Origin of the sequence: Rhizobium sp. 2MFCol3.1, from assembly GCF_000377565.1 — a bacterium.
Taxonomy (GTDB): Bacteria; Pseudomonadota; Alphaproteobacteria; order Rhizobiales; family Rhizobiaceae; genus Rhizobium.
In genome coordinates, this window is the sequence record NZ_KB898374.1 from 48,084 (window position 1) to 68,680 (window position 20,597).

Sequence of the window (20,597 nt, forward strand, 5' to 3'; positions counted from 1 at the left end):
GCAAGGGAGCGCGAAGCTCACCCTGAAAGCTAACGCGAGCCCCGACGGACCGACAGGCAACCGAGGTATGAAATGCCCTATATGTTGGTATAGAGCGCGGACGCGCCCATGCGCGGCGAGGACAGATTCAGTCCTTCTCCGCCCGCCGCTCAGCCAGGCTGTCGAGCGCATCCGCATTGGCCCGCCCCCAGCCATAGAGCAGTTCGATCGGCTCCACGAACCGCTTGCCGAGCGTCGTCAGCGTGTAATCCACGGCGGGCGGCACCGTGCCAAAGACCCGGCGCGTCACCAGCCCGTCCGCCTCCATGTCGCGCAGCGTCTGCGTGAGCATCTTCTTCGATATGCCGGGAAGGCTACGCTGCAGCACGCCGGTGCGCGCGCAGCCGTCAAGCCGCGTGTCCAGCACATGCAGGATCATGCTCGTCCACTTGCTGGAAAAGATCTCCAGCACGCGGCGCGGCGCGCAATCCTCGCGCCATTCGTGATCAGGTGAGCCGGCTCGCATGTGGTTACCTCAGGGTGTCTATGTCTCGAATGGGTGCCTTCTAGCGACAAACGATCGAAATGGCTACATCCGGAAAAACACCCGGATGGACATCAGGAGACAGGCATTTGAACAAGGCATTGATCGCAGGCGCAAGCGGCATCGTCGGCAGCGCAACGGCGGAACTTCTGAGTGGCAAGGGCTGGCAGGTCTTCGGCCTCGCGCGCAAGCCGCAAGCAGCACCCGGCGTGCAGCCGCTTGCCGCCGACCTGCTCGATCCCGCATCGCTGAAATCGGTGCTTGCCGATGTCGCCCCCACGCACATCGTCATCTCCACCTGGCTGCGGCAGCCGACGGAAGCGGAGAACATCCGCGTGAATTCGGCCATGGTCCGCAATCTGCTCGATGCCGTCAGGCGCTCGGGCTCGGTGCGCCACGTCGCGCTCGTCACCGGCCTCAAGCACTATCTTGGCCCCTTCGAAGCCTATGGCAAGGGCAGCCTGCCGCAGACGCCGTTTCGCGAGGAGCAGGGCCGTCTCGACATCGATAACTTCTATTACGCACAGGAAGACGAGGTCTTCGCGGCGGCTGCCCGCGACGGCTTCACCTGGAGCGTTCACCGTCCGCACACCATCGTCGGCAAGGCGGTGGGCAACGCCATGAACATGGGCACCACGCTCGCCGTCTATGCCAGCATCTGCAAGGAAACCGGCCGCCCCTTCCGCTTCCCCGGCGTTGCCGCGCAGTGGGACAGCCTCACCGACATGACCGACGCACGCCTGCTCGCCCGCCACATCGAATGGGCATCGACGACGCCAGCCGCCGCCAACCACGGCTTCAACGTCGTCAACGGCGACGTCTTCCGCTGGAGTTGGATGTGGGGTCGGATCGCTGAGTGGTTCGGCATCGAACCCGCAGCCTTCGACGGCGTGGTCCGTCCGCTGGAACAGCAGATGGCCGACGACGCCGACTTCTGGCGCGAGATCGCCAGGCGCCATAACCTCGCCGAACCGGATCTCAACCGCCTGTCCTCACCCTGGCACACCGACGCCGATCTCGGCCGGCCGATCGAGGTGGTCACCGACATGTCGAAAAGCCGCCGCATGGGCTTCCTCGATTATCAGCCCACCGACGACGCGTTCTTCGACCTGTTCAAGCAGCTGCGGGCCGACCGGTTGATTCCGTAGGCTCCGCCTTCGCCAAACGCGGATCATTGACGGATTGTAGTTCTAAAACTACATTGCCTCATGTTCGAGCTGCGGCAGTCCGAGACCTTTCGAAAATGGCGGGCGCGCTTGAAAGACGAGCGCGCCAGGGCGTTGATCGCTTCACGGCTGGATAGGCTGGCTTTTGGACATGCCGGCGATGCCGCTCCGGTCGGGGACGGGATCAGCGAACTGAGGATACATTACGGACCAGGTTACCGCATCTACTTCAGACAGGATGGCAAGACGCTGATCATCCTGCTTTGCGGTGGCGACAAAGGCAGCCAGAAGCGTGATATCGCAGAGGCAAAACGGCTGTTCAGCGAATGGAATGAAAACAATGGCTGAGAAATTCACCCACTACGATCCGGCCGATGACCTGACATCGGACGAAGCAATTGCCGTCTTCATAGAAGAAGCGTTCGAGACCGAGGACGCCGGCTATATCGCCCATGCGCTGGGCGTCGTAGCGCGCGCCAAGGGCATGCCCCAGATCGCCAGTGAGACTGGGCTCTCCCGTGAGCAGCTCTATCGTTCCTTCAGCGCCGAGGGCAACCCGACGCTGAAGACGACGCTATCCGTCATGAAGGCGCTCGGCATCGGCCTGACGGCAAAAGTGCCGACGCGCGCCGATCAAGAGGCAAAGGCCGCCGCTAAACCGTAAACGCCTCGCGAAACGCCGCAAGCGCCGTCTCGGGATTACCCGATGCGAACGCCTCCATGCCAACAGGCCCTTGATAGCCCATGGCCTTCAGCGCCCGCGCGATACCCTTCCAGTTGACCTCACCCGTTCCCGGCTCCATGCGGCCGGGGACGTCGGCGACCTGGATTTCGCCGATCCATGGCAGGCTCTTGCGGCAGAGTTCGATCAGGTTCCCCTCGCCGATCTGAGCATGATAGAGGTCGAGATTGAGCCGCAGGCGCGGGTGGTCGATGCTCGAGACCAGTGCCAAGGTGTCCTCCGCGCGGCCGAAGGGGACGCCCGGATGATCGACATCAAGGTTGAGGTTTTCGAGCGTGAAGACCACGTTCTCTTCTTCCGCCATGTCGACGATGCGGGCGAGCGTATCGCGCGCCTTCAGCCACATCTCACCGGTCACGACCTCGATTGGCTGCACCGGCAGGCCGCCTTCGCCAAGCCCGGTTCCGTGCAGGTTGAGACGCTGCACGCCGAGCCGCTTGCCGACCTTGGCCGTCTCGCGCGCCGTCTTCAAGAGCTCCGCCGCCCCCTCGTCATCCGTCAGCCGCCCGGTGAGGTAACCGTTCATGATGGTGAAGGTGGCGCCCGTCGCCTCGAGCTTGGCGAGATCATGCTCCGGCCAGTTCCACAGCCCGACACCGAAGCCCATCTCCTTCAGGCGACTGGCCCGCCACTCGATCGGTCGGTCGCGCCAGATCATCTCGGCGCAGGCGGCAAGTTGGAAAGGCAAGTTCATGTGATCCTCCCGATCATGCATGCTGATTTCTGTTCGCAATAGAGCCGAGATCGCGGTCAGCCGCAATGCGACATCGCGTGCCATGCCGGCACATGGAATTGACGATTGTCATGAGAGGTTCACGCAGCAGGCATAACTCGAAGGGACGGCTTCTGAGAGAGGAACTGAGATGGCTGACATCACCAACGAGACTATTCACCGGGATCACGAGAACCACCCGCTGCACGGGTCGGCTTCGAAAAAGTGGTTCCTTCCCGTCATCATCCTCCTGCTTGTCGCCGGTCTCGGCTATGTCGGTTACGCGCTCGGGCGCGACCTCACCAGCGTTGCCGCCGTTCCCTGGATCATGCTCGGCCTGGCGCTTCTGATTGCGCTCGGCTTCGAGTTCGTCAACGGTTTCCACGACACCGCCAACGCCGTAGCCACTGTCATCTACACCCGCTCCATGCCGGCCGAACTCGCCGTCATCTGGTCGGGCTTCTTCAATTTCCTCGGCGTCATGATGTCGAGCGGCGCGGTCGCCTTCGGCATCCTGGCGCTGCTTCCGGTCGAGCTCATCCTGCAGGTCGGCTCCGGCTCCGGCCTCGCCATGGTCTTCGCGCTGCTGATTGCCGCCATCCTCTGGAACCTCGGCACCTGGTATCTCGGCCTGCCGTCCTCGAGCTCGCACACGCTGGTCGGCTCAATCATCGGCGTGGGCCTCGCCAACCAGTTCCTGGCGCCGGCGGGCAGCGCCACCAGCGGCGTAGACTGGTCGCAGGCGACCAATATCGGCCTGTCGCTGCTGATCTCGCCACTGATCGGCTTCGGCCTCTCCGCCGTCCTGCTTCTGGTCATGAAGTTGCTGGTGCGCAACAAGGCGCTCTACGAAGAGCCGAAGGGCAACAACCCGCCGCCGCTCTGGATCCGTGGCCTTTTGATTTTCACCTGCACCGGCGTCAGCTTCGCCCACGGGTCGAACGACGGGCAGAAGGGCATGGGCCTGATCATGCTCATCCTGATCGGCCTCGTCCCCACCGCCTTCGCGCTCAACCGCACCCCTGACGTCAACTATCTCGAAGCCTACAAGAGCGCGTCCGCCCAGGTGGAAACCGCGCTCGGCAAATATGTTAAGCCGGGTGCTGCCGCCGGCGATTTCCGCGTCGAGGTGAGCAACGCCGTGAAGAACAAGGTCTGGACGGACGCAACGACGCCGGCGCTTCAGCAGTTCATCCACGCCACGAGCGCCGAAGTCGCCGCCTTCCCGACGCTGGAGGCCGTGCCGACGCATCTGGTCAGCAACGTCCGCAACGACATCTACCTGATCGGCGAAGCTCTGAAGCTGATCGACAAGCAGAAGCTGCTTACCATGGAGCCGGCCGATCTGCAGGCGGTGAGCGCCTATCACAAGGCGGTCGACAACGCGACCAAGTTCATCCCGCTCTGGGTCAAGATCGCCGTCGCCATCGCGCTCGGCCTCGGCACCATGGTCGGCTGGAAGCGCATCGTCATCACCGTCGGCGAAAAGATCGGCAAGACCCACCTGACCTATGGCCAGGGGGCAGCCGCCGAAGTCGTCGCCATGGTCACCATCGGCGCCGCCGACCATCTCGGCCTGCCGGTTTCGACCACCCACGTGCTGTCATCGGGCGTTGCCGGCACGATGGCCGCGAACGGTTCCGGCCTGCAATGGTCGACGGTGCGAAACATGCTGATGGCCTGGATCCTGACGCTGCCCGCCTCGATCGCCATCGCCTTCGTGCTCTTCATCATCCTGCGCCAGGTGTTCTGAGGCGTGAGCCGATAGCGCAATTGAAAAAGCCGGGAAGCGAATGCTCCCCGGCCTTTCTGTTTCAGCAATCCACTACCGATCAGACGTAGCGGTTGACTACGTTTTCGAGCAGTTCCTGCTGGCCAGACTTCGGCTGCGGGTTGATGTCCTGGCTCTCGACGCGTGCCGCGATCTGCTCCAGCGAATATTCGCCGCGCAGCATCTTCTGGCTTTCGGCCGAATCCCAGCCGGCATAGCGGTTGGCGAGCGGCTGCGACAGCGCCTTGTCCTCGATCATCTTGGCGGCAGCCTTCAGACCACGGGCGCAGCAATCCATGCCGCCGATGTGACCGATCAGAAGGTCTGCCGGATCGAGCGACTGGCGGCGCAGCTTGGCGTCGAAGTTGGTGCCGCCGGAGGTGAAGCCGCCGCCTGCCAGAACCTGGTAGTAGGCGAGCGCCATCTCGGGAACGTTGTTCGGGAACTGGTCGGTATCCCAGCCGGACTGGTAGTCGTTGCGGTTCATGTCGATCGAGCCGAAGATGCCGAGCGCGTTGGCGAGCGCCAGCTCGTGCTCGAAGGAATGGCCGGCGAGGATCGCGTGGCCCTGCTCGATGTTGAGCTTCACTTCGTTTTCGAGGCCGTTCTTCTTCAGGAAGCCGTAGACCGTGGCGACGTCGTAGTCGTACTGGTGCTTGGTGGGCTCCTGCGGCTTCGGCTCGATGAGGATCTGGCCCTTGAAGCCGATCTTGTGCTTGTACTCGACCACGAGGTTGAGGAAGCGGCCCATCTGGTCGAGCTCGCGCTTGAGGTCGGTGTTGAGCAGCGTCTCATAGCCCTCACGCCCGCCCCACAGAACGTAGTTCTCGCCGCCGAGCTTCATCGTGGCGTCCATGCAGGTCTTCACGGTCGCGGCGGAGAAGGCGAAGACATCGGGGTCGGGATTGGTTGCGGCACCCGACATGAAGCGGCGGTTGGAGAAGAGGTTCGCCGTGCCCCAGAGCAGCTTGGTGCCGGTGGCAGCCTGCTTCTCCGCGAAGTAATCGACGATCTCGTTCAGGTTCTTGGTGTTTTCGGCGAAGTTCTTGCCTTCGGGGCGCACGTCGGCGTCGTGGAAGCAATAATAGGGTGCGCCGAGCAGCGAGAAGAATTCGAAGGCAACATCGGCTTTAAGCTTCGCAGCCTCCATCGTGTCTTCGAACCACGGACGCAGGAACGTCTGCCCACCAAAGGGGTCACCGCCCGGCCATGTGAACGTGTGCCAGTAGGCGACGGCGAAACGCAGATGGTCTTCCATCCGCTTGCCGAGAACGATCTCGTCCGGCTGGTAATAGCGGAAGGCCAGCGGATTGGTGCTGTCCGGGCCTTCGTATTTGATTTTCTGAATATCGCCGAAAAATCCGGTGCTCATGGGGTACTCCTCCTTGGGTGTGGTTCGATAGTGATGGTGTTCCGTGTGGCCTGCGGCTCAAGACCCCCTCTGCCTGCCGGCATCTCCCCCACAAGGGGGGAGAAAGCTGGAGGCACCGCCCCTCACCTCGGAAGGCGGGCGCGCGGGGCACGAAGCCCCTCCCCCTTGTGGGGAGGGGTTGGGGAGGGGTCTTACGACACCTCCCAGTGAATTTTCTCTCAATGCGCCAAAGCCTTGATCGCCGGATAAAGCGCACGATACCGGCCATAAGCCTCCTCATACGCCCCGCTCAGCGCAGCATCAGGCTCGATCGTCCCATCCGTTTCCGGCGGCGTGCACACAGCCACAGGATCAGCCCCGGTCGCCGCGATCAGCCCAAGCCGCGCCGCACCGAAGGCGGCGCCGAAGTCGCCGTCGGCGGGCAGGTCGACGGGGACGCCGAGTGCTGTGGCGATCGAGGCCAGCCAGTAGCGCGAGCGCGAGCCGCCGCCGATGGCGGTGACGCGGGAAATATCGGTGCCGGCCGAGCGCAACGCCTCAAGATTGTCGCGGATCGCGAAGGATACGCCTTCGAGCACCGCCTGGGTCAGCACCACGCGGCTGCTCTCATGCTCGAGCCCGATGAAGGCGCCGCGGATGACGGCGTCGTTGTGCGGCGTGCGCTCGCCGGAGAGATAGGGAAGGAAGGTGACGCCGGAGGGCGCCTTCAGCGTTTCGCCGAGTTCGGCGGTCAGCTCCGCCGCCGACTTCGACGTCACATGCGAATGCCAGTTCAGCGCGTCGGTCGCCGAGAGAATGACGCCCATCTGGTGCCAGGTATTGGGCAGCGCGTGGCAGAAGGCGTGAACGGCGCTCTCGGGCTTCGGAAGATAGGAGCCGTTGGCGGCGAAGAGCACGCCCGATGTGCCGAGCGAGACGAAGGCCGCGCCATGGCTGACGGTGCCCATGCCGCAGGCGGATGCCGCATTGTCGCCTGCCCCGCCGGCAACGACGACGGAACCCGTGATGCCCCACTGCGAGGCGAGCTCGCCGCGCAGCTTGCCGCCCTCTTCCGTGCCTTCGACCAGCGTTGGCATGTGCTTCTCATCGAGACCGGTCGCGGCCAGGAGCTCGGACGACCACTTGCGCTTGCCGGTATCGAGCCAGGACGTGCCGGCCGAATCCGACATTTCGGAAATGTGCTCGCCGGTCAGCCACAGGCGCAGATAATCCTTCGGCAAGAGCACCTTGGCGACCTTGGCGAAAATCTCCGGCTCGTGCTTGGCGACCCAGGCGAGCTTCGGCGCGGTGAAGCCGGGGAAGACGATGTTGCCGGTGAGCTTGCGGAACTTCGGATCGGCATCGAGCGCCGCCGCCTCGATATAGCTGCGCGTGTCGTTCCAGAGAATGCAGGGGCGCAGCACCTTGTCGCCGGCATCGAGCAGCGTCGCGCCGTGCATCTGGCCGGAAAGGCCGATGCCCTTGACCGCGGCAAGCTCCTTCGGGTGCTTCGCCTTCAGCCCAGCGATCGCCTCCTCGGTCGCCCGCACCCAGTGCGAGGGCTCCTGCTCCGACCAGCCGTGATGCGGACGCGAGACATCGAGCGAACCATTGGCCGAGCCGATGATCTTCTGATCGCCATCGATCAGCATCGCTTTGACGCCGGAGGTTCCGAGATCGAGACCCAGATACATGTGTTTCTCCCTTTGCCGTTACGGCAGATTGTCTTTCAGAAAGATATCGAGACGGATGCGCTCCTGCGCGTCGATCACCGAGAGCCCGTCGGCCTTGGCCTTCAACACGCGGATGGCGCTGCGCACCTCGTGGCCCGCATCCTGGTTCAAAATTGCGTCGATCGTACCGTCGAGAAGCGCCGTGCGGGTATGATCAGTCAGTTCGTGCGCGATGACGGTCAGCGCCCGGTCGACGGATTTCTCCTTCAGCGCCCGGATCAGGCCGCGATTGCCGGCGCCGAGGCTGTAGACGCCGATGATGCCGTCGCGCTTCGACAGCGCATCAGAAACCAGCATATGCGCCATGTCAGGATCGTCGCGCCCTTCGATGACGGGCAGGATGGAGAGACCGGGAAACTCCTCGGCCATGACAGCCGCGAAGCCCTCCAGCCGCTCGCGATGGTCGCGCACCAGCATTGAGCCGGCGAGAACCGCGACGTCACCCTTGGCACCGCCGAGAAAACGGCCGAGCAACCGCGCAGCCGTGCGGCCGGCCGCGATATTGTCGACGCCGGCATAATGATGGCGCTGCGAACCGGTGAGATCGGAGACGACGGTGACGACGGGAATGCCGTCCTGCACCAGCCGGTCGACGGCATCACGCACCTCGGGCGCATCGGTCGCGACGAGCGCCACGCCTGCGGGACGCTCGATACGCAGCGTATCGAGTGCCGCGGCAAGGGCCGTGGGATCGAAGGCCGGAACCTCCAAGGTGCGGATATCGGTGCGCTCCACCGGCGAGCGCGCCACGGCGGCCATCACCTCGGCGTTCAGCCCGTGCATGAAGGAATTGTCGCTGGCGGGAACGATGAACACAAACGAATAAGTCCGCCCCTTCGCGAGATTGGCGGCGGCGACGTCGCGCACATAACCGATCTCGCGAATGGCGGTTTCGACCTTCTCCCGCGTCACGTGCCGGACGCCCGGGCGCTGGTTCAGCACCCGATCGACAGTCGCAAGGCTGACGCCCGCAGCTGCGGCAATATCGTGAACCGTAGGTCTCATCGCTCCTCCTGACGAGACCTTTAACGCCATTTTTGATGTACGTAAATCAGATTTTTCGGCGACGCGTTCTGCGTATTGAAATGACTGCTATTTTTCGTGGTCCTTGGCGATTTCAGCTTCGAGCCTGCGCGACAAACGCTTCAAATCACGCGGCCTGCCGGCGACGCTTTCGATCGCCGCCACCGCGACATCCCGCGCGACGTAATCCGACTTGTGGCCCATGTTATGGATCATCAGCAGCCTTGCGCCCTTAATGGCGCGGGCAAGATGGCGCGCGTGGATATCAGGCGAGACGACGCTGTCGGTATCGCCGGAGATGATCACCGTCGGCGCATGGATGCGGCCGAAGTGCTGTGAATTGCGCTTCGTCCACTCCAGCAGATTGGCGACATCGATGGCGTTGTCGCGGAAAGCCTTCGGCCCAAGCGCCTGCAGCGCCCGCGTCTCTTTGATGTAGCCGGGCGGCCGAGGATTGGGCGCGAAAACCGAGCGCGTGGCGCTGTCTATCATCGCAAGCCCCACAGGCGGCACGACGATGGTGCTGAACAGCGCGCCGGTCACCGGCACCTTCGCGGCATCGTAATACCAGGCAATTCCGCCCGGCCACGGGTAGACGGCAGGCGATAGAAAGACGAGACCGAGTACCCGGTCGGGATGCCTGAGCGCGAAGCTCGCCGCCACCGCGCCTCCGAACGAATGGCTGACGATGATCGCCTTCTTGATACCGCGTTTCGTCATGACATCAGCGATTGCATCGGCCTGCCCGTCGGGAAACGCATTTTCCTGATCGCCGCGATCCGAGCGCCCGTGGCCGGGCCGATCGACGAACAGAAGATCGGCACGCCCCTCCAGCCGGTCGCGAAACGAAAACACCGGATCGTGGAGATTGGCGCTTGCGCCATGGATGAACACGATCGGCGGCAGATCCGGCCGCCGCGCCTTGAGATAGAGGCTGTTCATCTTGTAGCCGCCGACATCGATACGCGTCTCATCGGCGAACGGACTGGCTGCGAACACATGGTTCACGGCAACGGACAGCATAAAGGTGAGAAGTGCAACGAATCTGGCGGAAGCTTTGAACATGAAGCGCGGTCGATCCCGATGATATCGCTGTAGATACGCGAAAACGCCGGCTTTGGTTTCCCAAGCCGGCGCCAGAATTCGTCAATGCTGTCGTGAACCGTCAGTGGCCGCCGCCACCCCCGCCACCGCCTTGCGGCGGCGCCGGCTTGTCGATCAGCACGATGCCGAGGATCATCGCCACGAAAAGTCCGGTGAGGATGACGAAGATATCGCTGAACGACATCACCATCGCCTGCTTGGTCACCATCCCGACCATCTGCTTGATCGCGACGGCCGCGCCATCCATGCCATAGGTGTCGAACTTCGACGTCATATTGTTGATCTGGTCGGTCGCGACAGGGTTGCCCCAGTCGAGATGCTCGCGGATGCGCTGGTAGTGCACGTCCTGGCGGTTCGTCAGCACGGTATTGATGACCGCGAGACCGACGGCGCCACCGAGGTTACGCGTCAGGTTGAAGAGACCCGAAGCGCCGCGCATACGCGCCGGCGGCATCGTGCCGAGCGCGATATTGTTGATCGGCACCATGCACATCATCAGGCCGAAACCGCGCAGGATCTGCGGGATGAAGAGCTCGTAGAAGTCCCAATCCGTGGTCACGCCGGTCATGATCCAGGTGCCGGCGGCAAAGCTCGCGAAGCCGAGCACCATCATCATGCGCAGGTCCATCTTGGTCGACAGCTTGCCGGCGATCGGCGCGGTGAAGAACATGGCGAGACCGGAGACGAACATGGTTTCGCCGATCATCAGCGAATCGTAGCCGCGAATGCGTCCGAGATAGAGCGGGTAGATATAGGTCAGGCCGTAGAGACCGATACCCATCACGAACGAAAACAGCGAGCCGACCGCGAAGTTTCGGTTGCTGAAGGCCCTGAGATCGACGACGGGGAAGTCCACCTTGAAGGCGCGATAGAAGAAGATCACGCAGCCGATGGCCGATGCGATCGCGCCGAGAAGGATGTTGCGGTCGTTGAACCAGTCGTTCGAGTTGCCCTCTTCGAGCACATATTCCAGCGCGCCGAGGAAAACGCCCATCGAGACCAGGCCCCACCAGTCGAACTTCTTGAAGAGCGAGAATTCCGGCTTGTCGAAATCGATGAAGTTCCAGGTCACGATCGTGACGATGATGCCGGGAATGATGTTGACGAGGAACAGCCAGTGCCAGGAGAAGGCATGGCTGAGATAGCCGCCGACCGTCGGGCCGATGGTCGGCGCCAGCGTCGCGATCAGGCCGATGATCGGCGAGACGATGCTGCGCTTGGACGGCGGAAAGATGGTGAAGGCAGCCGCAAACACCGACGGGATCATGCCGCCGCCGATGAAGCCCTGGATCGCACGATAGACGATCATCTGGTCGATATTCGTCGCGGTGGCGCAAAGCGCGCTCGCAGCCGTGAAGCCGGCCGCCGAGAAGGCGAACAGATAGCGCGTCGAGATGATGCGCGCGAGCGTACCCGACAGCGGAATCATGATGACTTCCGCGATCAGGTACGACGTCTGCACCCAGCCGATTTCATCCGTGCCGGCGCTGAGGCCGGCCTGGATTTCGGCCAGCGACGCCGACACGATCTGAATGTCCAGGATGGACATGAACATGCCCACCACCATCGCGAAGAACGCGATGAGTTTGCGGGGGTCCATGGTGTCGGCTGCCGGCGCGGCCGGCATCGATCCTGCTGTTGTGCTCGCGGCCATCGGCCTACCTCGTCAGACGATATTACGGGCCAAGTTAAGCGCGAAGCGCCTTACTTGGCGGCATCCGGCGCCGTGCGCGTGTCGACGTCGACAACGACGCTGAGGCCGGCGCGCAGGCGACCCGTGTCGAGCGCGTCCTGCGGCAGGGCGATGCGAACCGGTACGCGCTGGATGATCTTGGTGAAGTTGCCCGTCGCGTTTTCAGGCGGCAGTAGCGAGAACACCGAGCCCGATGCCGGCGAGATCGATTCCACCGTGCCGACGATCGCGTGATCGTCATAGGCGTCGACATGGACATTGACCTTGGAGCCGGGAACCAGATGCTGGATCTGCGTTTCCTTGAAGTTCGCGTCGATATAGAGCTGGCGGACCGGAACGAGCGCCATCAGGCGCTGGCCGGGCGAAACCAGATCGCCTTCCTGAACCGAGCGGTTGCCGACGACGCCGTCATAAGGCGCCTTGAGAACCGTGAAGGACAGGTCGCGCGCGGCCTTGTCGCGGGCAAGTTCGAGCTGACGGATCGTGCCTTCGGCTTCGCGGCGCTGTGCGTGCAGCAGCGTCACATTGGCTTCGGCCGATGCGATCGCGGCGTCACCGCCGACGAGATTGGCCTTTGCCTGGTCGAGCGCGATGTTGGCGGTATCGAGCGATGCGGTGGTACCGACCGACTTCGCCTGCAACTCGCTGGCGCGGGTCTGGGTGATCTGTGCGCCGCGAACAGTGGCATCGAGCGCAACCTTCTGCGCCTTGGCCTGGTCGAGGCTCGCCTCGCCGCCGGCGATCTGCGCGTCGATACGCTGCAGCGACAGCTTCTCGGTGTCGAGCGATGCCTGCGCCTGCTCCAGCGCCAGCTTGTAGTCGCCGTCGTCGAGCGTTGCCAGCGTATCGCCGACCTTGACCTGCTGGTTGGCGACGACGTTCACCTTGGCGACATAGCCGGTGACCTTCGGAGAGATCGTGGCGATGTCGCCTTCGATATAGGCGTCATCGGTCGAGATCATGAAGCGACCAACCGTGAACCACTGGTAGCCGAAATAGGCAGCGCCGGCGAGAAGGGCGAGCCCAAGGATCGGCAGCACGGGGCTGCGCTTCTTTTTCTTCTGCTCAGGTGCCGTCTCGACCGGGGCGGCCACGGTCTGCGGCGTACGCGGAGCTTCCGCGGTGACTGCTTCCTGGGCCTCACCTTCGGCAGGCTTGCTGACAATCCTGGTGACATTGGCGTTCTGGCTAGACGACATGAGAGAATACCGGTAAATCGAGTAAAACTGATCGAACTGAACGGTTCGGTTTAGTTGACATAGAGCCTTTTTACGTTCATATCAAGATGTATCGAACCACCCGGTTCGATTTTGTTAACGAAACATTCGCATGTGCGAATATGGTTAAGGAGCTATGACAGACTTTTCCGACGTGTCCGTGGAGGAATCGACATCTGCAGGAGGCAGATGGGCAGCGGGTGAAGATCCCGCAAAACGCAAACAAATTCTCGACGGTGCCCGCCGCGCGTTCATGAAGTACGGCTTCGACGCCGCCAGCATGAACGACATCACGCGCGAGGCCGGCGTTTCGAAGGGTACGCTCTACGTATACTTCGCCAACAAGGAAGAGCTGTTCGCCGCGATGATCGAGAGCGAACGCGCCGCCTTCGTTGCCGCGATGCGCACCACGCTTGCCGAGCGCGAGGACGTGGAAACCGGCCTCCATGATTTCGGCATGGATTTCATCGCCCACCTGACCGACGAAAAGGTCATCAGCGCCATGCGCACCGTGCTCGGTGTCCGCGATCGCATGCCGGCGCTCTGTCAGCGCTTCTTCAACGGCCCGGAAAACCTGCGCACCATCCTGCGCGATTATCTCGTGCGCTATGTCGAGGCGGGCAAGCTGGATATTTCCGACATCGATCTCGCCGCCGCCCAGTTCCTCGATCTCTCCAGCGGCAGCTTCTTCAAGTTCCGCCTGTTCGGCAGCATGGAAAAGCCGCCGTCGAAACAGGAAGCCGAGCGCGTCATCAATGGCGCCGTGCGCATGTTTATGGCGACCTACGGCGTCGCGAGCAAAGGCTGACCCCAGTATTAGGACCGTTCCGGCACAGGAGCGGTCCCCGCAAACGACGATTTGCATATAAACATCGCGGAATAAAATCCCGTCGGCTTTCGTATACTCCCTTGCGCGCTTTCCAAGACTTGGCTGGCAAGACCTACTTGCTAAGCAAAGGCGCGCGATTACATTCGAGCGACCGCTAATGTGGCGCAAAGGGATATACATAGATGCAAGACATCATGATGCTCGTGCAGGACCCGGCCGCCTGGGTGGCCCTCGTCACCCTGGTGGTGATGGAAGTGGTCCTCGGGATCGACAATCTCATCTTCATTTCCATCCTCACCAACAAGCTTCCACCTGAAACCCGCGAAAAGGCCCGCAAGCTCGGCATCGGTCTGGCTCTGATCATGCGCCTGGCGCTGCTCGGCACCGTCGCCTGGATCGTCAAGTTGACGACGCCGGTCTTCGAAGTCTTCGGCCACGGCTTCTCGTGGAAGGACATGATCCTGATCGCCGGCGGTCTCTTCCTGCTCTGGAAGGCGACCAAGGAAATCCACCACACGGTGGACCCTGTCGACCATGAGAACGATGCGGCATCCGCTGCCGTCGTCGCGAGCTTCACCGCCGTCATCGGCCAGATCCTGGTGCTCGACCTCGTCTTCTCCGTCGACAGCATCATCACCGCCGTCGGCATGACGCCGCACCTGCCGATCATGGTGATCGCGGTTGTCGCCGCCGTCACGGTCATGCTGGTTGCCGCGACGCCGCTTGCCAACTTCATCGAGAAGAACCCGACCATCGTCATGCTGGCGCTCGGCTTCCTGATGATGATCGGCACGACGCTGATCGCCGAAGGCATGGGCTTCCACGTCCCCAAGGGCTACGTCTACGCCGCCATGGCCTTCTCTGCCCTCGTCGAGGTGCTCAACATGCTGGCCCGCAACGCCAAGAAGCGAAAGCGCGAGGCAAACAAGCAGAACACCCTGCACTAAAAAACAAAACGGGCGCGACCATCAGGCCGCGCCCGTTTCGCATCAATGCCATCTGTCAGAGCATGTCGCCGAGCGTCCAGTGGTTCGCCCAGCGCGCATCGATCTCGTCCTCGACATTCTGGTAGCGGATATCGGTCGAAAGCCGGATCCGGCCCTCGGCGCTGCGATTGGTGGTCGAGGCATGGATCATGTAGGGGCTGTGCAGAACCACGTCGCCCGCCTCGTAATCGGCGATCAGCCAGCGCGTATCGAAGCGCTCGGCCATATCAGGCAGATCCTTCGACACCCAGCCGCCCTCGCTCATGTTCCTGTTATAGGCGCTGATCCGCTCTTCCGCGCTCAACTCAACGCTCTTTTCCGCAAACGCCTCCTCCATCCGCTTGCCGATCGCATGCGAGCCCTCGAGATAGACCAGCCCGCCCATGTCGACAGGCGTATCGCCGAGCGGGATCCAGGCCGTGACGATCCGGCTCGTTCCGCCGCGCAGATAGACGAGATCGTAGTGCGCCGGTGTCGCCGTCGGCGTGCCGGGGCGGGTGAAGCGCATGATCTTGCGCTTATGCAGATAGGAGATGCCGGAAAGCAACTGGTCCATGAACCGCGTCAACCGAGGCTGCGCGCAAAACCCCTCGTAAGCCGCCGAGCGCACCAGCGCCATCAGGATGCGATCGGCCAACTGCTTCTCGGGCTCGGCGCCAGATACCAGCCCGAGTGCCGGATCGGACCCCGCCTCGATCAGGCCGGACCGCGCCAGGTGTGAGAACACAAAGCCGCGAAACGTCAGCACGTCATCCCGTTTCAGGAACCCTTTAAGCCAGACATAGCCGTCCCGCTCGTAGCGCTCGCGGATCGCTTCAAGCCCGATACCGGGATCCGTCGCCTCCAGCCTCCCCATCCGGTTCGGCGCGGTGGACAGGCGCTTGCCGTCGGCGAACAGCTCGACCGCCGGCGCGTCACGGGATTGAACAGCAAGACTTGACATTTCGATCACCTCCCAAGCGAATATCGTAGTCCCTTATCGCCTGCACCGAGGAGGAAGACCATGGACGGAAGAACGGGCTGGACTTTTCGCTCATGAGCGACGCCACAATCGCGCTCTATCGCTCGCCTCCATCAGGCGCCACGAGCTTGGCCGTCACAGGCTTCGGCCGCCAGCGCGTCACCAGCCGGCTCAAGAACCGTCGGTTGCCGACACATGCCGTCGTGATGGTGGAACGCGGGCACGGTTGGCTGCAGAGCGACAAGGCAGGAACGATCGAGATATCGGGTCCGGCGCTCTTCTGGCTCCCTGCTGGAATGATGCACGGGTATGGCCCCGATCCGGGCGAAAGCTGGGACGAGCGCTGGGCGCTGTTTTCAGGCACCCTCGCCGACGAATGGCTCCGCCAGCGCCTGATCGACGAGGCAGCGCCGATGGTGCCGCTCGAAAACCCACGCGAGATGCGGCATCTCTTCACCACGCTGCAGGACGAGTTCGCGGAAGACAATTCGCTCGGCCTCGCCGCGTCGGCCGCGACGCTTTACCGGATCGTCATCGAGGCGGCCCGCCAGGCATCCCGCGCGACGGCAGGCGCCAAGACGGACGCGACAATCGAAAAGGTGGTGGAAGCGCTGGAGCAGCGGGCGTTCGAGCCGGTTGACATGACCGCCCTCGCCTCGGAATTCGGCCTGTCGCCGGCGACGCTGCGCCGCCGCTTCGCGGCCGCGACCGGGCTCTCGCCCAAGGCCTTCCAGCTGCGCCTGCGCATCGATCATGCCAAGCAGCTTCTGACGACGTCAGACCTTTCGATCGAGGCGATCTCGCGCGCGATCGGTCTCGACGACGCCTTTTATTTCTCACGGCTGTTCCAGGATCGCGAACGGTGCTCGCCGAGCGAATTTCGTCGCCGGCACCGTCGCGCCTGATCAGATCAACCGGCCGCCAGTTCCTTGTCGATCGCCTGTACCAGCCGCTGGTCGTCGGCGGTCACGTCAGGTGCGAAGCGGGCGACGACCTTGCCGTCGCGGTCGACCAGGAACTTCTCGAAATTCCAGAGAACGCCCTTGTCGCCGGCTTCCGCGAGACCACGATCGACCAGCTTCTCACGCATCGGGCCCTCGCCCGTCGTCGGCAGGTCCATGCCCGTCAGCAGCTTGTAGAGCGGATGCTGGTCGTCGCCCTTGACCGAGATCTTCGAGAAGATCGGAAACTTCACGTCATAGGTCAGCGTGCAGAACTCGACGATCTCGGCGTCGGTGCCCGGCTCCTGGCCCTTGAAGTTGTTGGCCGGAAAGGCGGCGATCACGAAGCCGCGTTCGCGCTTGTCCTCATAAAGCTTCTCCAGCCCTTCATACTGCGCCGTCAGCCCGCATTTCGAGGCGACGTTGACGACAAGCACGACCTTGCCCTTGTATTCGTTCAGCGTGGTCTCGCGGCCATCGGCGAGCTTTACCGGCACGCTCAAGATATCGGTCATCATCAATCTCCAACATGAAATACCGACGCGGAAGCTATACCCGCGCGCCCGTTTGTCCAGCGCGGAAATCGCCCGCTGGCAAAATCGCCCAAACCATCTAGTCTGGACGGAAAGGCGCGGCCCCATGCAGAGGATCGGGCGGGAGGATCTGGATGTCTCGGGAAGTGTTTTTGGCAGCCTTTATCTGCGCCTGCCTGATCGCCGCCTCTATCGGCACCATGCTCAGCTATCACAAGCTGCCGAGCCACCACCGGCAGGAAGAGACCAATGCCGTCGTGCGGCTGGTGGCCAACATCTTCGTGGTCATGACCTCGCTGGTCTTCAGTCTGATGATCAATTCGGCGAAGAATACCTTCGAGGGCATCGACAGCAACGTCCACGCCTTCGCCACCGAGATCATCCTCTTCGACCAGACGCTTCGAACCTACGGACTGGAGGCCAATGAAACCAAGCACAGGCTTTCCACCTATGTCGAAATCGCGCTCGGCAACGTGCCCCCATCCAGCGACCCGCTGGTCAAGGGCGACCCGGCCGCCGAGTTCGCCCTGAATGAAGTGGGCAACAGCCTGTCCCTGCTCACCCCCGACGATCCGGGCCATATCGCGCTCCTGAACAATGCCCGCCAGCAGTACCAGCGGATCGTCGAGCAGCGCTGGGTTCTCGTCGAGCAATCCGAAGGCGTCATCCCGAGGCCGCTGATTGCCATGCTCGCGACATGGCTGATCCTGATCTTCGCGAGCTTCGGCTATCGCGCACCGAAAAACATCATCGTCGTCTCGATGTTCGTCATCGCCGCCTTCCTGATCTCCGCCTCGATCTATCTGGTGCTCGACATGGACATCCCCTTCAACGGGCTCATCCAGATTTCCGACCTGCCGCTGCGCCGGGCGCTGGCCGAACTTCAGCGCTGACGACAACCAGATGCGGAACCATATCGCTGCTCGATCTGTTTGGTCCGTATGAAGAGCACAGAAAAGAAAGCCCGCCGCGGCATGACGCGGTTTGTCGCCATCATCTTCACCGTCGCCGTGGTCATGGCCGTGGTCTATTATTTCGGCTTCACGCCCGGATCGGCCTGACGGCAATCACTTAGCCGGCTTGAAGGTCCACTTCACGACATAGTCGCCGTTGCGCTTGGTCTTGATCTTGGTCTTGACCCTGACGGGACCGCCGATGGCCGCTTCCGCCGCCTCGAATGCCTGGCGCGCCTGCGCCATGGCGTCGTGATAGCTGGAGTTGTCGCGTCGCGGGCTGTCCGCGATCGCCTTCAGGAGCGCGAGCGTATCGGGCGCCTTCTCATCCGGACGCTTGTTGCTAGCTGCGCCCTTACGCGTCTCATTGCCCATGCTCACTCCTCGGCGGCGTCATCCGCCCATCACCGTCCATATACCGGCCGCGACCGAAATCTCAATGCGAGCGATACCCGGCGGCTGCGCGCCGCATGAATTTTGCCCGCCCTAAGCCATTGAAGTACATCGCGCGCGGCACAGTTATCCGCGAAGGCCGGGAAATCTCCCGGCTTCCGATCCAGTTCCCGGAAACGCATGACAACACAGCAGATTCTCGCCTTCGGCGTCATTGGCCTGATGATGGCGGTCTTCATCTGGGACCGCTTTCGCTACGATCTCGTGGCCTGCTGCGCGCTGGTGCTGGCGATCGCCGTCGGCCTCGTGCCCTTCGATAAGGCCTTCTCCGGCTTTAGTGACGATATCGTCATCATCGTCGGCAGCGCACTCGTCGTCAGCGCCGGCGTCGCCCGCTCGGGCATCGTCGATACCGCGATCAAGCGCTTCTTCCCCAATCTCGATACGCTGCACACCCAGCTCGCGCTGCTGCTGATCGTCGTCGCCGTCCTCTCCGCCTTCATTAAGAACATCGGCGCGCTGGCGATCATGATCCCCGTCGCCTTCCAGTTCGCCCGCAAGAGCGGCAAGTCGCCCTCGCTCTATCTGATGCCGATGAGCTTCGCGGCCCTGCTCGGCGGGTTGATGACGCAGATCGGCACCTCGCCCAACATCGTCGTCTCGCGCCTACGCGGCGAGATCACCGGCACGCCCTTCACCATGTTCGACTTCACCCCGGTCGGCGCCACGCTGGCGCTGGTTGGCGTCGTCTTCCTGATCTTCTTTCACTGGCTGGTGCCTGAAAGAAAGAACGAAAACCCGTCCCTCGAGGAAGCGCTCGACGCCAAGGCCTACTTCTCCGAAGCCACGGTGGCCGAGGAATCGACCGTCGAGGGCAAGCCGCTCAGTGATCTCATCAAACTCGGCGACGGCGACGCCGTGGCGACCGCCATCCTGCGCGGCCACACCCGCCTCTCGCCCTTCCCCGATGTGGAACTCAGGAACGGCGACACGTTGCTGCTGGAGGGAAGCCCCGACGCGCTCGACCGCATCGTCTCCAATGCCAAGCTGAAACTCTCCGGCAAGCCGATCGCCGATCCCGCCGAGCGCAACGACCTAATCTCGATCGAGGCGATCGTCGCCTCGGAATCGCAACTGGTCGGCTGGTCGGCGCGGCAGCTATCGCTCTCGAACCGCCGCAGCGTCAACCTTCTCGCCGTCTCCCGCAAGGGCCACCGGCTGAACGAGCGCCTGAGCGAAGTGAGGCTGCGCGCCGGCGACGTGCTGGTGTTGCAGGGCAACCGCCGCAACCTTCCTGCCTTCCTGCAGGAGTTCGCCTGCCTGCCGCTTGCCCAGCGTGACATCATGCTCGGCACCTCGCGCCGCGCCTATCTGCCGCTCCTGATCCTGCTCGCCGCCATGGCCGCGACCGCGACCGGCGTCGTGCCCGTCGCTACCTCTTTCTTCTGCGCGGCGCTCGCCATGGTCGTCTTCCGCGTCATCCCGCTGGTCGATGTCTACAAGGCGCTCGACGCCCCGATCCTGATCATGCTTGCGACGCTCATCCCCGTTTCCGACACGTTGAGGACCACCGGCGGAAGCGAGCTGATCGCCGGCTGGCTCGGCCATCTCGCTGCCCAGATGCCGCATTACGGCGCGCTGGCGCTGATCCTGATCACCGCGATGGCCGTCACGCCTTTCCTCAACAACGCCGCCACCGTGCTCGTCATGGCGCCCATTGCCGCGAGCTTCGCCCAGACGCTCGGCTACAAGCCCGACGCCTTCTTGATGGCGGTGGCGATCGGTGCCGGCTGCGATTTCCTGACCCCGATCGGCCACCAGTGCAACACGCTGGTCTTCGGCCCCGGCGGCTATCGCTTCAGCGATTACCCCCGCCTCGGCTTGCCGCTCTCCTTCCTGATCATCCTCGTCAGCGTGCCGCTGCTGTTATGGGTCTGGCCAGTAACTTAAGAAGGCACCTGACACT

At 62.9% G+C, this 20,597-nt stretch carries 20 protein-coding genes; 9 read left to right on the plus strand and 11 right to left on the minus strand.

The window, feature by feature from the left end:
- Positions 1–127: 127 nt before the first annotated feature.
- Positions 128–505, minus strand: a complete 378-nt coding sequence (locus D460_RS0128235) for a helix-turn-helix domain-containing protein (protein WP_018901974.1) — start codon at positions 503–505, stop codon at positions 128–130.
- A 59-nt stretch (positions 506–564) separates the two neighbouring features.
- Between D460_RS0128235 and D460_RS0128240 the strand changes: the two genes are divergently transcribed.
- Genes D460_RS0128240 through D460_RS34035 form a run of 3 tightly spaced genes read left to right on the plus strand, consistent with a single transcriptional unit; the run spans position 565 to position 2,353 of the window.
- On the plus strand, positions 565–1,671 hold the full coding sequence (locus tag D460_RS0128240; RefSeq protein WP_051110844.1) for an SDR family oxidoreductase: 1,107 nt from the start codon (positions 565–567) through the stop codon (positions 1,669–1,671).
- 60 nt (positions 1,672–1,731) lie between these two features.
- Positions 1,732–2,037 carry a type II toxin-antitoxin system RelE/ParE family toxin gene (locus D460_RS0128245; protein ID WP_018901976.1) on the plus strand — a complete coding sequence of 102 codons (306 nt, stop codon included), beginning with the start codon at positions 1,732–1,734 and terminating at the stop codon, positions 2,035–2,037.
- A complete protein-coding gene (locus D460_RS34035; protein ID WP_018901977.1) occupies positions 2,030–2,353 on the plus strand; it encodes an addiction module antidote protein in 324 nt (107 codons plus the stop codon). Before D460_RS0128245 ends, D460_RS34035 begins: the two co-directional genes overlap by 8 nt.
- Here the strand turns inward: D460_RS34035 and D460_RS0128255 are convergent.
- Positions 2,343–3,125: a TIM barrel protein gene (locus D460_RS0128255; protein WP_026283630.1), complete on the minus strand. Its 783-nt coding sequence runs from the start codon at positions 3,123–3,125 to the stop codon at positions 2,343–2,345. The two genes, D460_RS34035 and D460_RS0128255, sit on opposite strands and share 11 nt — an antisense overlap.
- 169 nt (positions 3,126–3,294) lie before the next feature.
- On the opposite strand from D460_RS0128255, the gene D460_RS0128260 reads away from it, so the two are divergent.
- Positions 3,295–4,896: an inorganic phosphate transporter gene (locus D460_RS0128260; protein ID WP_018901979.1), complete on the plus strand. Its 1,602-nt coding sequence runs from the start codon at positions 3,295–3,297 to the stop codon at positions 4,894–4,896.
- A 79-nt stretch (positions 4,897–4,975) separates the two neighbouring features.
- Here D460_RS0128260 and xylA read toward each other — a convergent pair whose 3' ends face one another.
- The 6 genes from xylA to D460_RS0128290 form a co-directional block, all read right to left on the minus strand.
- Positions 4,976–6,286, minus strand: a complete 1,311-nt coding sequence (gene xylA, locus D460_RS0128265; protein WP_018901980.1) for a xylose isomerase — start codon at positions 6,284–6,286, stop codon at positions 4,976–4,978.
- A gap of 218 nt (positions 6,287–6,504) precedes the next feature.
- On the minus strand, positions 6,505–7,959 hold the full coding sequence (gene xylB / locus D460_RS0128270) for a xylulokinase (RefSeq protein WP_018901981.1): 1,455 nt from the start codon (positions 7,957–7,959) through the stop codon (positions 6,505–6,507).
- Between the two features lie 18 nt (positions 7,960–7,977).
- Complete coding sequence (locus D460_RS0128275) at positions 7,978–9,003, minus strand: LacI family DNA-binding transcriptional regulator (protein ID WP_018901982.1); 1,026 nt, start codon at positions 9,001–9,003, stop codon at positions 7,978–7,980.
- A gap of 87 nt (positions 9,004–9,090) precedes the next feature.
- Positions 9,091–10,044: an alpha/beta hydrolase gene (locus D460_RS0128280; RefSeq protein WP_245267827.1), complete on the minus strand. Its 954-nt coding sequence runs from the start codon at positions 10,042–10,044 to the stop codon at positions 9,091–9,093.
- Positions 10,045–10,186: 142 nt separating this feature from the next.
- Positions 10,187–11,779, minus strand: a complete 1,593-nt coding sequence (locus D460_RS0128285; protein ID WP_018901984.1) for a DHA2 family efflux MFS transporter permease subunit — start codon at positions 11,777–11,779, stop codon at positions 10,187–10,189.
- Between the two features lie 50 nt (positions 11,780–11,829).
- Positions 11,830–13,017, minus strand: coding sequence for an HlyD family secretion protein (locus D460_RS0128290; RefSeq protein ID WP_018901985.1), 1,188 nt, complete (start codon positions 13,015–13,017; stop codon positions 11,830–11,832).
- 154 nt (positions 13,018–13,171) lie between these two features.
- Between D460_RS0128290 and D460_RS0128295 the strand changes: the two genes are divergently transcribed.
- Both D460_RS0128295 and D460_RS0128300 read left to right on the plus strand, forming a co-directional pair.
- Positions 13,172–13,843, plus strand: a complete 672-nt coding sequence (locus D460_RS0128295; protein WP_018901986.1) for a TetR/AcrR family transcriptional regulator — start codon at positions 13,172–13,174, stop codon at positions 13,841–13,843.
- Positions 13,844–14,046: 203 nt separating this feature from the next.
- Positions 14,047–14,811 carry a TerC family protein gene (locus D460_RS0128300; protein ID WP_018901987.1) on the plus strand — a complete coding sequence of 255 codons (765 nt, stop codon included), beginning with the start codon at positions 14,047–14,049 and terminating at the stop codon, positions 14,809–14,811.
- A 55-nt stretch (positions 14,812–14,866) separates the two neighbouring features.
- Here the strand turns inward: D460_RS0128300 and D460_RS0128305 are convergent, their stop codons facing one another.
- Positions 14,867–15,793: a phytanoyl-CoA dioxygenase family protein gene (locus tag D460_RS0128305; protein WP_018901988.1), complete on the minus strand. Its 927-nt coding sequence runs from the start codon at positions 15,791–15,793 to the stop codon at positions 14,867–14,869.
- Between the two features lie 92 nt (positions 15,794–15,885).
- Between D460_RS0128305 and D460_RS0128310 the strand changes: the two genes are divergently transcribed.
- Positions 15,886–16,716 (plus strand): AraC family transcriptional regulator, encoded by an 831-nt coding sequence (locus tag D460_RS0128310; protein ID WP_018901989.1) that lies wholly within the window; start codon positions 15,886–15,888, stop codon positions 16,714–16,716.
- 5 nt (positions 16,717–16,721) lie between these two features.
- Here the strand turns inward: D460_RS0128310 and D460_RS0128315 are convergent, their stop codons facing one another.
- Entirely contained in the window at positions 16,722–17,270 is a 549-nt protein-coding gene (locus tag D460_RS0128315; RefSeq protein ID WP_026283631.1) for a glutathione peroxidase, read from the minus strand.
- 149 nt (positions 17,271–17,419) lie between these two features.
- Between D460_RS0128315 and D460_RS0128320 the strand changes: the two genes are divergently transcribed.
- The gene (locus D460_RS0128320; protein ID WP_026283632.1) at positions 17,420–18,178 is read left to right on the plus strand and encodes a DUF4239 domain-containing protein; all 759 of its coding nucleotides are present in this window, start codon (positions 17,420–17,422) and stop codon (positions 18,176–18,178) included.
- Between the two features lie 174 nt (positions 18,179–18,352).
- Here D460_RS0128320 and D460_RS0128330 read toward each other — a convergent pair whose 3' ends face one another.
- Complete coding sequence (locus D460_RS0128330; protein WP_018901993.1) at positions 18,353–18,613, minus strand: hypothetical protein; 261 nt, start codon at positions 18,611–18,613, stop codon at positions 18,353–18,355.
- 198 nt (positions 18,614–18,811) lie between these two features.
- On the opposite strand from D460_RS0128330, the gene D460_RS0128335 reads away from it, so the two are divergent.
- Positions 18,812–20,581, plus strand: a complete 1,770-nt coding sequence (locus D460_RS0128335; protein ID WP_018901994.1) for an SLC13 family permease — start codon at positions 18,812–18,814, stop codon at positions 20,579–20,581.
- The last annotated feature ends 16 nt before the right edge of the window (positions 20,582–20,597 follow it).

Bases quoted from the DNA above. Each gene is read 5' to 3' on its own strand.
- D460_RS0128235 (WP_018901974.1), bottom strand. From the start codon at position 505: ATGCGAGCCGGCTCACCTGATCACGAATGGCGCGAGGATTGCGCGCCG.
- D460_RS0128240 (WP_051110844.1), top strand. From the start codon at position 565: ATGGCTACATCCGGAAAAACACCCGGATGGACATCAGGAGACAGGCAT.
- D460_RS0128245 (WP_018901976.1), top strand. From the start codon at position 1,732: ATGTTCGAGCTGCGGCAGTCCGAGACCTTTCGAAAATGGCGGGCGCGC.
- D460_RS34035 (WP_018901977.1), top strand. From the start codon at position 2,030: ATGGCTGAGAAATTCACCCACTACGATCCGGCCGATGACCTGACATCG.
- D460_RS0128255 (WP_026283630.1), bottom strand. From the start codon at position 3,125: ATGAACTTGCCTTTCCAACTTGCCGCCTGCGCCGAGATGATCTGGCGC.
- D460_RS0128260 (WP_018901979.1), top strand. From the start codon at position 3,295: ATGGCTGACATCACCAACGAGACTATTCACCGGGATCACGAGAACCAC.
- xylA (WP_018901980.1), bottom strand. From the start codon at position 6,286: ATGAGCACCGGATTTTTCGGCGATATTCAGAAAATCAAATACGAAGGC.
- xylB (WP_018901981.1), bottom strand. From the start codon at position 7,959: ATGTATCTGGGTCTCGATCTCGGAACCTCCGGCGTCAAAGCGATGCTG.
- D460_RS0128275 (WP_018901982.1), bottom strand. From the start codon at position 9,003: ATGAGACCTACGGTTCACGATATTGCCGCAGCTGCGGGCGTCAGCCTT.
- D460_RS0128280 (WP_245267827.1), bottom strand. From the start codon at position 10,044: ATGCTGTCCGTTGCCGTGAACCATGTGTTCGCAGCCAGTCCGTTCGCC.
- D460_RS0128285 (WP_018901984.1), bottom strand. From the start codon at position 11,779: ATGGCCGCGAGCACAACAGCAGGATCGATGCCGGCCGCGCCGGCAGCC.
- D460_RS0128290 (WP_018901985.1), bottom strand. From the start codon at position 13,017: ATGTCGTCTAGCCAGAACGCCAATGTCACCAGGATTGTCAGCAAGCCT.
- D460_RS0128295 (WP_018901986.1), top strand. From the start codon at position 13,172: ATGACAGACTTTTCCGACGTGTCCGTGGAGGAATCGACATCTGCAGGA.
- D460_RS0128300 (WP_018901987.1), top strand. From the start codon at position 14,047: ATGCAAGACATCATGATGCTCGTGCAGGACCCGGCCGCCTGGGTGGCC.
- D460_RS0128305 (WP_018901988.1), bottom strand. From the start codon at position 15,793: ATGTCAAGTCTTGCTGTTCAATCCCGTGACGCGCCGGCGGTCGAGCTG.
- D460_RS0128310 (WP_018901989.1), top strand. From the start codon at position 15,886: ATGAGCGACGCCACAATCGCGCTCTATCGCTCGCCTCCATCAGGCGCC.
- D460_RS0128315 (WP_026283631.1), bottom strand. From the start codon at position 17,270: ATGATGACCGATATCTTGAGCGTGCCGGTAAAGCTCGCCGATGGCCGC.
- D460_RS0128320 (WP_026283632.1), top strand. From the start codon at position 17,420: ATGTCTCGGGAAGTGTTTTTGGCAGCCTTTATCTGCGCCTGCCTGATC.
- D460_RS0128330 (WP_018901993.1), bottom strand. From the start codon at position 18,613: ATGGGCAATGAGACGCGTAAGGGCGCAGCTAGCAACAAGCGTCCGGAT.
- D460_RS0128335 (WP_018901994.1), top strand. From the start codon at position 18,812: ATGACAACACAGCAGATTCTCGCCTTCGGCGTCATTGGCCTGATGATG.